Origin of the sequence: Azospirillum picis, assembly GCF_017876115.1 — a bacterium.
GTDB classification, from domain to species: domain Bacteria; phylum Pseudomonadota; class Alphaproteobacteria; order Azospirillales; family Azospirillaceae; genus Azospirillum; species Azospirillum picis.
The window spans coordinates 264,463-279,218 of record NZ_JAGINO010000001.1 but is presented as its reverse complement, the minus strand read 5'-3'; the positions used below and the strand labels follow the sequence as shown (position 1 = coordinate 279,218).

12 protein-coding genes are annotated in these 14,756 nt (G+C 69.8%); 7 read left to right on the top strand and 5 right to left on the bottom strand.

The genetic code is table 11. The features are described from left to right. The first annotated feature begins 82 nt into the window (after nt 1-82). Complete coding sequence (locus J2850_RS01265) at nt 83-973, top strand: prephenate/arogenate dehydrogenase family protein (RefSeq protein WP_209977930.1); 891 nt, start codon at nt 83-85, stop codon at nt 971-973. A 76-nt stretch (nt 974-1,049) separates the two neighbouring features. On the opposite strand, the gene J2850_RS32010 is transcribed toward J2850_RS01265, so the two are convergent. Both J2850_RS32010 and J2850_RS01255 read right to left on the bottom strand, forming a co-directional pair. Then, nucleotides 1,050-2,747 (bottom strand): methyl-accepting chemotaxis protein, encoded by a 1,698-nt coding sequence (locus J2850_RS32010; RefSeq protein WP_209977928.1) that lies wholly within the window; start codon nt 2,745-2,747, stop codon nt 1,050-1,052. Between the two features lie 272 nt (nt 2,748-3,019). Beyond that, nucleotides 3,020-3,583 (bottom strand): DJ-1/PfpI family protein, encoded by a 564-nt coding sequence (locus J2850_RS01255; RefSeq protein WP_209977927.1) that lies wholly within the window; start codon nt 3,581-3,583, stop codon nt 3,020-3,022. A 245-nt stretch (nt 3,584-3,828) separates the two neighbouring features. Here J2850_RS01255 and J2850_RS01250 point away from each other — a divergent pair, with 245 nt between their 5' ends. Further along, complete coding sequence (locus tag J2850_RS01250; RefSeq protein ID WP_209977925.1) at nt 3,829-3,978, top strand: hypothetical protein; 150 nt, start codon at nt 3,829-3,831, stop codon at nt 3,976-3,978. A 221-nt stretch (nt 3,979-4,199) separates the two neighbouring features. On the opposite strand, the gene aceA is transcribed toward J2850_RS01250, so the two are convergent. After that, nucleotides 4,200-5,477, bottom strand: coding sequence for an isocitrate lyase (gene aceA / locus J2850_RS01245; RefSeq protein WP_209977923.1), 1,278 nt, complete (start codon nt 5,475-5,477; stop codon nt 4,200-4,202). A gap of 333 nt (nt 5,478-5,810) precedes the next feature. Between aceA and J2850_RS01240 the strand changes: the two genes are divergently transcribed. The 5 genes from J2850_RS01240 to J2850_RS01220 all read left to right on the top strand — a co-directional run bounded on the left by J2850_RS01240 (nt 5,811) and on the right by J2850_RS01220 (nt 12,776). Continuing rightward, nucleotides 5,811-7,253, top strand: a complete 1,443-nt coding sequence (locus J2850_RS01240; protein WP_209978414.1) for a helix-turn-helix domain-containing protein — start codon at nt 5,811-5,813, stop codon at nt 7,251-7,253. A gap of 237 nt (nt 7,254-7,490) precedes the next feature. After that, complete coding sequence (locus tag J2850_RS01235; protein ID WP_209977922.1) at nt 7,491-8,264, top strand: ferredoxin--NADP reductase; 774 nt, start codon at nt 7,491-7,493, stop codon at nt 8,262-8,264. A gap of 292 nt (nt 8,265-8,556) precedes the next feature. Beyond that, entirely contained in the window at nt 8,557-10,338 is a 1,782-nt protein-coding gene (locus J2850_RS01230; protein WP_209977920.1) for a glycoside hydrolase family 17 protein, read from the top strand. 170 nt (nt 10,339-10,508) lie between these two features. Further along, nucleotides 10,509-11,135 carry a LysE family translocator gene (locus J2850_RS01225; RefSeq protein ID WP_209977918.1) on the top strand — a complete coding sequence of 209 codons (627 nt, stop codon included), beginning with the start codon at nt 10,509-10,511 and terminating at the stop codon, nt 11,133-11,135. A gap of 129 nt (nt 11,136-11,264) precedes the next feature. Further along, nucleotides 11,265-12,776: an HD domain-containing phosphohydrolase gene (locus tag J2850_RS01220; protein WP_209977917.1), complete on the top strand. Its 1,512-nt coding sequence runs from the start codon at nt 11,265-11,267 to the stop codon at nt 12,774-12,776. Between the two features lie 25 nt (nt 12,777-12,801). On the opposite strand, the gene dapB is transcribed toward J2850_RS01220, so the two are convergent. Both dapB and J2850_RS01210 read right to left on the bottom strand, forming a co-directional pair. Continuing rightward, nucleotides 12,802-13,599 carry a 4-hydroxy-tetrahydrodipicolinate reductase gene (gene dapB, locus J2850_RS01215; protein WP_209977915.1) on the bottom strand — a complete coding sequence of 266 codons (798 nt, stop codon included), beginning with the start codon at nt 13,597-13,599 and terminating at the stop codon, nt 12,802-12,804. 80 nt (nt 13,600-13,679) lie between these two features. Then, nucleotides 13,680-14,681, bottom strand: a complete 1,002-nt coding sequence (locus J2850_RS01210) for a zinc ABC transporter substrate-binding protein (protein WP_209977913.1) — start codon at nt 14,679-14,681, stop codon at nt 13,680-13,682. Nucleotides 14,682-14,756 lie beyond the last annotated feature (75 nt).

Below are 14,756 nucleotides of genomic sequence, written 5' to 3'. Positions count from 1 at the left end.
CCGGCCGGAGCGAGGTGGTTTAAACGGGGCGCTTTCAGCGTCGCCGTCCTTTGTCCACCCCGTTTCCGGGACACCCATCGTCATGACCGACACCGCCCCCCTGTTCGACCGCGTGGCCATCATCGGCATCGGCCTGATCGGCTCCTCCCTGGCGCGGGCGCTGGCGGACTACGGGATCGCCCGCAGCATCGTCTGCGCCGACCGCAGCGAGGCGGCCTGCGCCAAGGCGCTGGAACTGGGCATCGTGGCGGAGGCCACCACCGACCTGTCGGCGGCGCTGGCGGGGGCCGGCCTCGTGATCCTGGCGACGCCGGTCGGCAGCTTCGCCGCGGTCGGGGAACAGATGGGGCCGCTGCTGGCGCCCGGCACCATCGTCACCGACGTCGGCTCGGTCAAGCAGGCGACGCTGCGCGACGTCGGGCCGCACCTGCCGGACGGCGTCCACCTGATCCCCGGCCACCCGGTGGCGGGCACCGAGCATTCCGGGCCGGAAGCCGGGTTCGCCACCCTGTTCCAGGGCCGCTGGTGCATCCTGACCCCGCCGCCCGGGGCCGACCGGGAAGCGCTGGAGGCGGTGAGCGCGATGTGGCGCCGGGTCGGCTCCACTGTCGAGATCATGGATGCCAGCCACCATGACCGGGTGCTGGCCATCACCTCCCACCTGCCGCACCTGATCGCCTACACCATCGTCGGCACCGCGTCGGACCTGGAGGAGGACACCAAGTCCGAGGTGATCAAGTTCTCCGCCGGCGGCTTCCGCGACTTCACCCGCATCGCCGCCAGCGATCCGGTGATGTGGCGCGACGTGTTCCTGAACAACCGCGAAGCCGTCCTGGAGATCCTGCAGCGCTTCACCGAGGACCTGACCGCCCTCCAGCGCGCCATCCGCTGGGGCGAGGGCCAGCAGCTCCAGGACCACTTCACCAAGACCCGTGCCATCCGGCGGGGGATCATCGACGCCAAGCAGGCGTAAGGGACAGGCGTAAGGGACAGGCGTAGGGGAGCGGGCGGACTTCGGCCGGCGCGGGGGGCCGGGAACCGGGTGCCGGTTACGACGCCCGCAGCGCGCCCAGGAAGCCGTCCACCTCCTGCCGCATCCGCCCCGCGTCGCCGGTGACGGCGTCGACGGAGCGCACCATCACCGCGCTGGCCTGTTCGGCCGAGGCCGCGGCGGCGGTGACGGCGGCGATGTTGCCGGACACGTTGCGGGTGCCGTCGGCGGCGTCCTGGATGTTGACGGCGATCTCGCCGACCGCGGCGCTCTGCTGCTCGACCGCGGCGGCCACCTCGCCGGCGATGCCGTTCAGGCGGACGATGGTGCGGGCGACCGCGCCGATGGTCTCGACCGCCGTGCCGGAGGCGTCCTGGATCTCGGCGATGCGCGCCTGGATCTCCGCCGTGGCCTTCGCGGTCTGGCCGGCGAGCTGCTTGACCTCGCTCGCCACCACGGCGAAGCCCTTGCCCGCTTCGCCGGCGCGGGCGGCCTCGATGGTGGCGTTCAGCGCCAGCAGGTTGGTCTGGCCGGCGATGCCGGAAATCATGTCGACCACCTTGCCGATCTCCTCCGCCGCTTCGGCCAGGCTGCCCATCACCGCGGTGCCGCGTTCGGCGTCACGCGTGGCGTCGGCGGCGATGCCGGCGGAATCGGCGACGAGGCGGGCGATGCCGGCGAAGCTGGCCGACAGTTCGGTGGTGGCGGCGGCGACGCTGTCGACGTTGGCCGAGGCGCGTCCGGCGGCCGAGGAGGCCATGTCGGAATGGCGGGCGGTTTCGGCGGCGCCGCCGGCCATGGCGGCGGCGGCGGCGGCCATCTCACCGGTGGAGGCGCCCAGCGCTTCGACCAGCCGCTTCACCGTCGCCTCGAAGCCGTCGGCGAGGCTGTGCAGTTCACGGCGCCGTTCCTCCGCCGCGGCGGTCTTCAGCTCCTCCTGTTCCTTCTGCAGCCGCTCGGCGTCCAGCATGGTGTCGCGGAACACCCGCGCCGCGCCGGCCATGCGGCCGATCTCGTCACGGCGGCTGTCGTCGAGCTCGGCGGAGAAGTCGCGGGCGGCCAGCCGCTCCAGCGCACTGGCGACGTCGAGGATCGGGCGGGAGATGCCGCGCACCAGCACCACGCCGAAACCGAGGGCCAGCAGCGTGCAGAGGGTCACCCCGCCCAGCACCATGGCGTGGGCGCTGCGGTAGACGGAGGCACCCTGGTCGGCGACCGCGCCGGCATCGGTCATCGTCCCGTCGACCAGCGCGTCCAGCGCCTCCTGGACGCGGGCGAAGGCGACGGCGCTCGGGCGCTTGAAGACGCTGGTGGCGGACTTGGCGTTGCCCTCGCGGGAGAGGGCGCGCACCCGTTCCGCCGCGGCGACATAGGTGGTCCAGGCCTCGTCGAAGCCCGCCAGCCGTTCGGCACCGGTCCCGGCGGTGAAGCGGGCGCCGGCGGCCTCGCGGCGCGACGCCACGGCCGCGGCGGCTTCCTGGAAGCCGGTTTCGGCCTGGCCGACCTGAAGCTCGTTGGTGGCGAGCGCGTAGGCTGCTTCGGCGATGCGGTAGCCCTGCGCCGCCGCCGTCAGTTGGCCGGCGAGCTGCGTCGCCGGCAGCGACCGGCTGCGCATGGTTTCCGCCGCGCCGTTTAGGATTTCAAGGCGGCTGAGCGTGAAGGTCCCGAAGGCGCCGGCCATCACCACGGTGCCGAGCACCGCGACGATGATCTTCGCCCGGATGGTGAGACGTCCCGATGCCGTGTTCTTCGCCAATTCGCCGCCCCGTCGCCACGCTGCCAGCCGAGTGCCGCCTGAAAGACTACCAAGCGCGGCCCACGATTTTATTAATACGAATGTTTAAAATAATCAACGGACATGGGCGGCTTGAAGCATGACCTCGGGGGCGGGGCGGTCGTGCTGGCCGGCAGGTCCCGACCGGTGCCGGCGGGCCGGCGGCGGCCGCGATGGCGGGGATGGCGAAAACGAAACGGCCGCCGCACCAGGGCTGGTGCGGCGGCCGTTTCGGGACCGGCTGAGGATGGAGATCAGGCGGCCTTGCGAACGGAGCCCAGTTCGGTGAACAGCTTCACCACGGCCTCGACGAACTCGTTGAGCTGGTCCTGGCCGAGGGCCGAGACCGTGATGTCGTCGACGACCAGCGGCTCTTCGCTGATCTTGCCGCCGGCGGCCTGCAGGTCGGCGCGGTAGGCTTCCGGAGCGGCCAGCAGCCGGCCGCGCAGCTTGCCGGGGATGGCCAGCAACTGGATGCCCTGGTCGATCGCGGCGATCGGCTTGCCGGCGTCGAGGAAGTGGCCGACGATGCGGCGGGTGTGGGCCGACTGCTGCAGCTTCGCCACGCTGCGCTCACCGCCCGGCAGCAGCAGCATGTCGAAGTCGGCGCCGAGCGCCTCGCTCAGATGCTTGTCCACCGGGAAGTAGTGGCCCCAGGACTTGCCGTGCCAGCCGTTGACCAGACCCGTCTCGGTCGAGATGGTGCGCAGGGTGGCCCCGGTCTTGATCAGGGCGCGCTGCGGCTCGGTCATCTCCGCTTCTTCGAAGCCGTTGGAGACGAGGATGGCAATGGACTTTCCTGCGAGCGATTGATCCATACTGTCATGTCCTTTCATCGTTTCGACCAAGGACGCCGGAGCATCTTCCTTCGTCGGGTCGACCCGGAGGCGCGTCGCCTCGGGAAGAACCCGCCGCGGCGGGGGAAAGCGGCGGTTGGGAATCGGTCATCGCCGCGCATGCGAATGCGCGGCGGCCAGTCCCGCCCGCCGGTGCCCTGCGGTCAGGTGCCGGCGTTTGGGACCTTTACGTCCCGGATCGGTTTGTTTTGAGCATGGACGCTTAATTGGTCCCGAAGCCCCCGCAAGTCAACAAGGGATTCCGCGGCGCACCCAAGCCGGCGGCGGCGCGCAACGGCGCGGGCAAGGTGGATATGACCGTGATTTTCCAGTTCCGCTCAAGACTTTCGGGCTATCTCTCCGGTACCACCGGTTGATGACGTGCAGGTCTGCCATACCATAGGGGCGGGGCTTGCGCGGCCTCCTGCGCGTGGATCCGGGGCGACGGTGGCCCGGCTTCTTCGGCCGGCGCCCTGCCGATGAAAAAAACGGCCGGGGGGAAGGCCCCCGGCCGTCGGCAAGTCATAGCATCAGCCGTTCGAAAAGATCCGGCTCGCACCCCGGATCACGGACCAGTCCCAATGATCGGAACCTGCGATCAATGGAACTGATCAGCCTCGGTGGAGTCCTTGTAGGCGGTGGTCGAGGAGGTTCCGCCCGAGATCGCCGTGGCGACCGCGTCGAAGTAACCGGTGCCGACCTCGCGCTGGTGCTTGGTCGCGGTGTAGCCCTCGGCCTCGGCCTCGAACTCGGCCTGCTGCAGTTCGGAGTAGGCGGCCATGCCGCGGGCGGCGTAGCCCTTGGCCAGCTTGAACGCGGAGTAGTTCAGGCTGTGGAAGCCGGCCAGCGTCACGAACTGGAACTTGTAGCCCATCGCGCCCAGCTCGCGCTGGTACTTGGCGATGGTCGCATCGTCGAGGTTGGCCTTCCAGTTGAAGCTCGGCGAGCAGTTGTAGGCCAGCATCTTGTCCGGGAATTCCTTGTGAACCGCCTCGGCGAAGCGGCGGGCTTCGTCCAGGTTCGGCTTGGAGGTTTCCCACCACATCAGGTCGGAATAGGGGGCGTAGGACAGGCCGCGGGCGATGCAGTGGTCGACGCCCATGCCCTTCTTCAGGCGGAAGAAGCCCTCGGTGGTGCGGCCGGCGTCGAAATCGATGAAGGGATGGTCGCGCTCGTCGATGTCGGAGGTGATGAGCTGCGCCGACTCGGCGTCGGTGCGGGCGATCACCAGGGTCGAGGTGCCGCAGACGTCGGCGGCCAGGCGGGCGGCGTTCAGCGTGCGGATGTGCTGCTGCGTCGGGATCAGGACCTTGCCGCCGAGGTGGCCGCACTTCTTCTCAGAGGCGAGCTGGTCTTCCCAGTGCACGCCGGCCGCACCCGCCTTGATCATCGCCTTCATCAGCTCGAAGGCGTTCAGCGGGCCGCCGAAGCCGGCCTCGGCGTCGGCGATGATCGGCGCGAACCAGTAGGTGTCGCCCTTGCCCTCGGAAGTCTGGATCTCGTCGGCGCGCTTGAAGGTGTTGTTGATGCGCTCGACCACCGCCGGGACCGAGTTGACCGGATACAGGCTCTGGTCCGGGTACATCTGGCCGGCGGTGTTGGCATCGCCGGCGACCTGCCAGCCCGACAGATAGATGGCCTTCAGCCCGGCCTTGACCGCCTGCATCGCCTGGTTGCCGGTCAGGGCGCCCAGCGTGTTGATGTAGGGCTCGGTCTTCAGCAGCTCCCACAGGCGGCGCGCGCCCAGCTCGGCCAGCGTGTACTCGATCTTGACCGAACCGCTCAGACGCTTGACGTCGTCCATGGTGTAGTCGCGGCGGATGCCCTCGTAACGGGCGGCGTGGATGGCGGCCTTGGTCTTCTCATCGAGCGACATGGTCGGTTTCCTTCTGTCCGGAACGCCCGGTACGCTGGGCGAATGGATGGTCTCGGGGCGGGCCTTCTGTCGGTCCCCGCGGTCTCGTCGCAGCGGCGTTTCCTCCCGCCGTCTTCTGCTGCTCCTGACCGTCTTCGGGACCGCTTGCGCTTTACAGCGCGGCCGTGGATCAAGAGTTAAGCCCGCCTTGGATGCGTTGCAATAAGCCCTTGTTTGTAAAAAGGTCCGCTTGTAAACTGCCGTTCGAAAAAAGCTGTAAATCGGTAAATTTTGTAAATCCGAAAAACCGTTCCGGGCATCCGGTGCGAGGCTGGGGGAAGCATCGTGGCGATCATGGAAAAGAAGGCGATGCTGGGACCCAAGGTCCGCCGCCTGCGCCGCGACCATGGACTGACCCAGGCGCAGATGGCGGAGCAGCTCGGCATCTCCCCCAGCTACCTGAACCTGATCGAACACAACCAGAGGCCGGTCACCGTTCCGCTGCTGCTGAAGCTCGGGCAGCGCTTCGGCGTCGATCTTCAGGCCTTCGCCGAGGACGAGGAGAGCCGGCTGGTCGCCGGGCTGCGCGAGGTGTTCGCCGATCCGCTGTTCGACGGCTCCGACATCAAGAACCAGGACTTCCGCGAACTGGCGGCGGTGGCGCCGACGCTGGGGCAGGCGGTGGTGGCGCTCTACCGCGGCTACCGCGGCGCGCGCGACGACCTGCAGGCGCTGGCCGAGCGGGTGGCCGACCGCGAGAAGCTGCATCTGGTGCAGCACACCGGCTTCCCGCAGGACCAGGTCCGCGACCTCTTCCAGGCCCAGTCCAACCACTTCTCCGACCTGGAGGAGGCCGCGGAAAGCCTGTGGCAGGACGGTAAGCTGGAGCGGGGCGACATCTACCGCGGGCTGGCCGACTGGCTGAACACCCAGCACAGCGTCCGCGTCCGCCTGCTGCCGTCGGAGGTGATGGGCTACGCCGTGCGCCGCTTCGACCGCCACAGCCGCCGCATCCTGCTGTCGGAGATGCTGGCGCCGTCGGGCCGCACCTTCCAGCTCGCCTGCCAGATCGCGCTGCTGCGCCACCGCGACCTGCTGAACCGCATCGTCGAGGCCGCCAACCTGGCGGACGACGAGGCGCGGCGGCTCGCCCGCATCGGGCTGGCCAACTATTTCGCCGCCGCGGTGCTGATGCCCTACCAGCGCTTCCTGGAGGCGGCGGCCCAGGTGCGCTACGACATCGAGATCCTGCGCCGGCGCTTCGATGCCTCCTTCGAGCAGGTCTGCCACCGGCTCACCACGCTGCACCGGCCGGGAGCCAAGGGGGTGCCGTTCTTCTTCATGCGGGTGGACAGCGCCGGAAACGTGTCGAAGCGCTTCTCCGGCGCCGGCTTCCATCTCGCCCGCTTCGGCGGCGGCTGCCCGCGCTGGATCGTCTACGAGGCGTTCGGCACGCCGGGCAAGATCCACAGCCAGATGGCGGAGATGCCGGACGGAACCGCCTATTTCTCGATCGCCCGCACCGTGGCCAAGACCGGCGGTGGCCACCGCAGCCCGCCGCAGCAGTTCGCCGTGGCGCTGGGCTGCGACGTCCAACATGCGGCGCAGGTCACCTATGCGGACGGTTTCGACCTGTCCAACACCGATGCGGCGACGCCGATCGGCGTCAACTGCCGGCTCTGCCCGCGGCTGAACTGTTCGCAGCGGGCATTCCCGCCGCTGAATCACCGGCTTATCGTCGACGAGAACCTGCGCGGCCTGTCCCCCTACCTGTTCGCGCCGCCCAGTGCCGAATAGGCGGCCGGTTGACCGGGATCAATGTTCTACGGCAGTGCTTGTGTTGTTTTTGCGGAAGCCCGCCAACCGGCTGGTATAAATCCGTGGCCTTCGGCCGGGTTTGTTGATAGGTTTCGGCCGTTGCGTCGCGGCAGCTCCGCTGTTTTCCATGCACCGGCCACCTGAACGCAGCGTCCCGGACATCGGCATCTCACGTCGCCAACAGAGCTTGGCACCGACAGGTTTTGGAACGCCCCCATGAGCAACTTGATCAAAGAGCGCGTGCTGACCGTTCACCACTGGACCGACACGCTGTTCAGCTTCACCACCACGCGCGATCCCTCCTTCCGCTTCCTGCCGGGGCAGTTCACCATGATCGGGCTGGAGGTCGAAGGCCGGCCCCTGCTGCGCGCCTACAGCCTGGTCAGCGCGCATTACGAGGAGACGCTGGAGTTCTTCAGCATCAAGGTGCAGGACGGCCCGCTGACCTCGCGCCTGCAGCACCTCAAGGAAGGCGACACGCTGCTGGTGAACCGCAAGGCGACCGGCACCCTGATCACCGACAACCTGCTGTCCGGGCGCAACCTGTACCTGCTGAGCACCGGCACCGGCCTGGCGCCGTTCCTCAGCATCATCAAGGACCCGGAGATGTACGAGAAGTTCGACCGGGTGATCCTGACCCACGGCACCCGCACGGTGGCGGAACTGGCCTACGACGACCTGATCCATCACAATCTGCCGGAGAACGAGTTCTTCGGCGAGCAGGTGAAGGAGAAGCTGCTCTATTACCCGACCGTGACGCGCGAGCCCTTCCGCAACCAGGGCCGCCTGACCACGCTGATGGAGACGGGCAAGCTGTTCACCGACCTCGGCCTGCCGGATCTCGACGCCGAGAAGGACCGGGTGATGATCTGCGGCAGCCCGGCCATGCTGGCCGAGACCACGGCGATGATGGAGCGCCGCGGCTTCGTCATGGGCACCAACGGCGAGCCGGGCGGCTTCGTCATCGAGAAGGCGTTCGTCGAGCGCTGAGCGGATGGGGGCAGGGAAGGGGGCCAGGGACGGAGGCAGGCGGCCGCTGCGGGATTTGTCGCCGGCGGCCGGAATAAACCTCCCCCTCCGCCGGTTTACCAGATCGTGACGAAGGCACGTCACTCAATCCTTGACCGACCTGGCGGGCGCGCCTCTCACGGGGCGCGCCCTTTTTCCCGTCATCCCGGCCTCCGGGTTTTCTGGCGGGGCGGGTGAATAAAATCGCCCCGGCGCCTGTTGGTGCGACGGTCACCGTTCAAACCGTCAAGCCTTTGGTGTAGACATCCCGCCCATGCGCCTGATCCTCATCCTCGCCGCGATGATCGTCGCCGGCCTCGCGAATCTCGCCGTCTGGTCCCTGCCGAACCGCCCGGTGCCGCTCGACCCGCCGCCGGGCGGCAAGCTGCGCAGCGTGTCCTTCGCCCCCTTCCGCGACGGCCAGAGCCCGCTGACCCACGTCTTCCCGACGACCGCCCAGATCGAGGAGGATCTGGCGGCGCTCGCCCCGCAGGTGGCCGGCGTGCGCACCTACACCTCGCTGGAGGGGCTGGAGGTGGTCCCGGAGCTGGCGCGCAAGCACGGGCTGACGGTCACCATGGGGGCCTGGCTGTCTTCCAAGACCGACAAGAACGAGGCCGAGATCGCCTCGCTGATCGACCTCGCCAACCGCTACCCCGACACCATCACCCGCGTCATCGTCGGCAACGAGGTGCTGCTGCGGCGGGAGCTGACGCCCGAGCAGGTGGCCGGCTACATCGACCGCGTCAAGGCGGCGGTGAAGCAGCCGGTGTCCTACGCCGACGTCTGGGAATGGTGGCTGAAATACCCGCAGATCGCGGATCACGTCGATTACCTGACCATCCACCTGCTGCCCTACTGGGAAGACGTGCCGGCCGGCGTCGAGGGCGCCACCGAGCGCATCCGCCACAGCTACCGCATCATCGCCGAGCGTTTCCCCGGCAAGCCGATCCTGGTCGGCGAGACCGGCTGGCCGACCGCCGGGCGGTCGCGCGGCGCCGCGGTCCCCGGGCTGGTCAACAAGGCGAAGTTCGTCAACGCCTTCGTCCGGCTCGCCGACCGCGAAGGCTTCGACTACAACGTGATCGAGGCCTTCGACCAGGAATGGAAGGCGAAGCTGGAGGGCACCGTCGGCGGCCACTGGGGCCTCTACGACGCCGACCGCACGCCGAAATTCTCGCTGGCCGGGCCGGTGGTCGACAATGTGCGCTGGCCGTGGCTGTTCGCCGCCTCCAGCGGGCTGGCGCTGGTGCTGCTGGGCTGGCTGGCCCTGCTGCCGCGCCGGCTGCCCGGCACCGGCTGGGCGGCGCTGATCCTGCTGACCCAGGCGCTTGCCACCCTTTATGTCCGCGCCGCCTTCGTCGCCCAGCACGGCAAGCACTACTGGCAGGACACCACGCTCGCCGTCGGCATGCTGGCCCTGACCGCTGCCCTGTCGCTGGCGGTCCTGCTGACCGCCCGGCGGGCGCTGGCCAGCGGCGGGCTGGCGCGCGAGCCGCTGGTCGGCCTGCGCCATCCGCGCCCGGTGCTGTCGCGCACCGAGCGGGTGGGGCGGTGGAGCGCGGTGGCGCTCGGGGTGGTGGCCCTGGCCTGGTCGCTGCTGATCGTCTTCGACGGCCGCTACCGCGACTTCCCCAACCCCTACCTGCTGATCCCGGCCGTCGCCCTGCCGGCGCTGGGGCTGATCCGCGCCGCCCGCCGCCCGGCCGGGACCGACATCCACAACGCGCTCGGCGTCGCCAGCCTGTTCCGCCCGGCCGTGCCGGCGGCGATCGAGCCGGCGCGCGGCCTGTGGGGCGCCGTCCGCCGCCTGCCGGTGGAAACGCTCCTTGCCGCCGGCCTGCTGCTGGGTGCGGTTCTGACCGTGGTGGCGGAAGGGTTCGTGCCGCTCGAATCGCTGATCTACGGACAGCTTCCGTTCATGGCGGCGCTGCACGAGGTCGACTGGTCGCTCCCGAACTGGGAGGCGCTCGGATGGGCGGGGCTGCAGGTCCTGCTGGCGCTGCCGTTCCTCGCCACCGTCTGGACTGCGAGGCGGCCGCTGCGGCGGATTTGAGGCGGCCTCCGCCCCGTCGCCGCCGAGTGGCAACGAAAGCGCCCCTCTTCCGCCTCGGGAGAGGGGCGTTTTCGTTGCTGCACGGAAGACCCGCGCTGTCCGCGCGTTGTTGCGCCCGCAACGGCTCTGTGGATTGATGGGCGTCCACCCGACCAGCCGGAGCCCCCTCCATGTCCCCAGACCTGTGGCTTGCCTTCGCCGCCGCCTCCATCCTCATGCTGATGATCCCCGGCCCGACGGTGCTGATCGTCGTCTCCTACGCGCTCGGCCACGGCCGGCGGTCGGCGATGGCGACGGTGGCCGGTGTGGCGCTGGGCGACTTCACGGCGATGACCGCCTCGATGCTCGGGCTGGGCGTCCTGCTGTCGACCTCGGCGATGCTGTTCACCGGCCTGAAATGGCTGGGGGCCGCCTATCTCGTCTGGCTCGGCCTGAAGCTGTGGCGGGCGCCGGTCACGCCGGGCGAGGTGGAGGCGGAGCAGGCGGCCGTGCGGCCCTGGCGCATGATGCTGCACACCTATGCCGTCACCGCGCTGAACCCCAAGAGCATCGTGTTCTTCGTCGCCTTCCTGCCGCAGTTCCTCGACGCCGGCCGGCCGCTGTTCGACCAGATGCTGGTGATGGAGGCGACGTTCCTGGTTCTGGCGACGCTGAATGCCGCCGGCTACGCCCTGCTCGCCTCGGCGGCGCGGCGGGCGGTGCGCGCGCCGGCGGTGCAGCGGACGGTCAACCGCGTCGGCGGTTCGCTGCTGATGGGGGCCGGGCTGCTGACGGTCGCCTGGAAGCGGACGGTATGACGCAACCCCGCCTTGCCCGCCATGTTGACAAGGGTGGATAACCTTACCAGAAATTGATTGAACATGCATGGATGCACGCGCCGGTCGGATTTTCCGGTGGCGGGAGCGGAACGACCGGCGGGGACGGCGATGGTCGATGGCTGGGACGCGGATGATGCGACGTCGCATAACGATGTGCTGGAGTTCGCCGCCGAAACCGAGGAGAGGGACGTCGGCCGCGACTGGCCGCCCTGGCTGATCCTGATCGTCGACGACGACATGGAGGTCCATGCGATCACCCGCGTCGTCCTCGGCGAGATGGTCTTCGAGGAGCGGCCGGTCCGCTTCCTGTCGGCCTACAGCGCCAGGCAGGCGCGCGACCTGCTGGCCGCGCATCCGGGCATCGCCGCCATCCTGCTCGACGTGGTGATGGAGACGGACGACGCCGGCCTGAGGCTGGTCCGCCATATCCGCGACGGACTTGGCAACCACCATGTCCGCATCATCCTGCGCACCGGCCAGCCGGGACAGGCGCCGGAACGGCAGGTGATCGCCGCCTACGACATCAACGACTACAAGGCCAAGAGCGAGCTGACGGCACAGAAGCTGTACACCGCCACCGTCGCCGCCCTGCGCTCCTACCGGCACATCGACACGATCGAGCGCAATCGCCGGGGTCTGGAGCGGGTGATGGAGGCTGCCGACCGCCTGGCCGGCCAGCGGACCTGCGCCGATTTCCTTGCCGCCTTGCCCGGGGAGGCGGCGGCGCTGATGACGGATGCCCGCTCGGTCCTGCTGCCCGGCGACGGGGAGGGGCCAGGAGGGCCGCCGGAGCTTGCCGCGGCGGTGGCCGCGGCGCTCGGCGACGGCCGCCCGCGCTGGGGCGCCGGGTACGGCGTCGCGGTCCTGCGCAGCCGCGACGCGCCGCCGCTGGCGCTCTGCCTGCTCGGCGGTCCCTTCCAGGAGGTGGACCGTCCGCTGTTCGAGCTCCTGTGCGCCAAGGCGGCGACGGCGCTCGACAACCTGCGGCTTTACGAGCGGCTGCACCAGGCCCAGGTCGCCACCGTCCATGCGCTGGGCAAGCTGGCGGAGTACAAGGACGAGGTCACCGGCGACCATGTCCGGCGGCTGGGCCGCTGGGCGACCGCCATCGCCCGGGAGCTGCGCGCCCGCGGCGACTTCGCCGGCGAGCTGGACGAGGGGTTCTGCGACACCATCGGGCTCGCCAGCGTCCTGCACGACGTCGGCAAGGTCGGCATCCCCGACGCCATCCTGCGCAAGCCGGGCCGGCTCGACCCGGCGGAGATGGCGATCATGCGCGAGCACGCCGCCATCGGCGGCAGCATCCTGCGCGATGCCGGCATCGGGGCCGACCGCCGCGGCTACCTGTCGATGGGCGCCGAGATCGCCGAGAGCCATCACGAGAAATTCGACGGCAGCGGCTATCCGCACGGTTTGGCCGGCGACGCCATCCCGCTGTCCGGCCGGATCGTCGCCGTCGTCGACGTCTTCGACGCGCTGCTCCACCACCGCCCCTACAAGAAGGCGTGGGACATCGGCGAGGTGCTGGACCTGCTGCGGACCGAGTCCGGCCGCCACTTCGACCCGCGGGTGGTCTCCGCCTTCCTGGCCGTGCTGGGGCGGGACGGGGCGGGGGCCTAGGCAGCCCCGGCGGCCCGGGCGGCGCTCACATCCCCAGGACGTTCCGCATCGTGTAGAGGCCCGGCGTCTTGTCCCGTGCCCACAGGGCGGCGCGGACCGCGCCCTTTGCGTAGATCTGGCGGCCGGACGCCTTGTGGGTCAGCTCGATCCGCTCGCCGTCGCCGGCGAACATCACGGTGTGGTCGCCGATCACGTCGCCGCCGCGCAGGGTGGCGAAGCCGATCTCGCCGCGCGGGCGCGCGCCGGTGTGGCCGTCGCGGACCTTCTGCCAGACATCCTCCAGCGCCACGCCGCGCCCGGCCGCCGCGGCGTGGCCGAGGCCGAGCGCCGTGCCCGACGGCGCATCCACCTTCCGGCGGTGGTGCATCTCCAGGATGTCGATGTCGAAGTCGTCGTCCAGCGCGTGGGCGACCTGCTCCACCAGCGCCAGCAGCAGGTTGACGCCCAGCGACATGTTGGGCGACTGGACGATCGGCGTGTGGGTGGCGGCCTGGGCGACCGCGGCCTGCTGCGACGGGTTCAGCCCGGTGGTGCCGATGACCAGCACGGTTTCCGACTGGGCGGCGAGGGCGGCGTGGCGCTCGGTGGCCTCGGGGCTGGTGAAGTCGATCACCGCATCGGCCTGGGCGAACAGTGCCGCCGGATCGTCGATGGCGGTCACCCCCAGCGGTTCGAGCCCGGCCAGCACTCCCAGATCCTTGCCCAGCGCCGGGCCGCCGACCCGCTCGGTGCCGCCGGCCAGCGTGCAGCCGGCGGTCGCCGCGATCTCGCGCACCAGCATCTGCCCCATGCGCCCCGCGCACCCGACGACACCGATCTTCATGACGCCAATCCCCTGTTCGAGCTGTCCGAGCCGGGCTTCACCCGCTGCCAGCAGCGGTTTAGCACAGGCTCCGCCCCGGCTTAAGCGCCAAGGCAGCCGCGCAGCGACGCGGCGAGGGTGCGCAGCAGGGTGGGGTAGAGCGCCTCGCCCTCCGGCAGGCCGGCCCCCTCGGGGTCGAGGACGCCGGTCCTGGCCTTCGTGCCCTCCACCACGGTCTGCACCAGGGCCGGCTCGAACTGCGGCTCGGCGAAGACGCAGGCCGCCCCCAGCCCGGCGATCTTGGCGCGGATCGCCGACAGCCGCTTGGCCGAGGGTCGGCGGTCCGGGCTGACGGTGATCGAGCCGACCGCCGACAGGTCGTAGCGCGCCTCGAAATACTGATAGGCGTCGTGGAAGACGACGAAGGGCCTGTCCTTCACCGGCGCCAGCGTCGCCTTCAGTTCGCGGTCGAGCGCGTCGAGTGCCTGGATCGTGCGCTCGGCATTGCTGCGGTAGGTTTCGGCATCCGCCGGGTCGGCGTCGGCGAGCGTCTCCGCCGTCGCGGTCACGATGGCCCGGGCGTTGGCGGGGTCGAGCCAGATGTGGCTGTTCAGCTCCTCATGCTCCTCACCGTCCCCGTGGCCGCCATGCGCCTGTCCTTCAGGTCCATGCCCTTCATGTCCATGCCCTTCGTGGCCGTGGTCATGCGCCTCCCAGGCGCCACCCTCGCGGGTCTCCAGCAGGGTCAGGCCCTTCAGTTCCATCAGGGTCAGCCGCCTGGCCCTGGTGGCGTTGGCCGCCAGCGGCTTTTCCAGGAAGCCCTCCAGTTCGGGTCCGACCCAGACAACCAGGCCGGCGGCGGACAACGCCTTCGCGTCCGACGGTTTCATCGCGTAGCTGTGCGGGGAGGCGCCGCCGCGCACCAGCAGCATCGGCTCGCCGACCCCATGCATGACCGAGGCGACCAGGGAATGGATCGGCTTGATCGACACCACCACCTTCGGCGCCTCGGCCCGGGCGGGCAGGGCGGCGGTCAGGCAGAGCGCCGCCATGGCGCCGGCTAGGGTGCCGGCCAGGGTGGCGGACAATGCGGGACGGCGCATGGGAGGGATCCTCTCGTCTTGCTGGACAGGCTGGCGGTTTCAGCGCATAGGGAACTCACGCGCAACTGGTGTCAC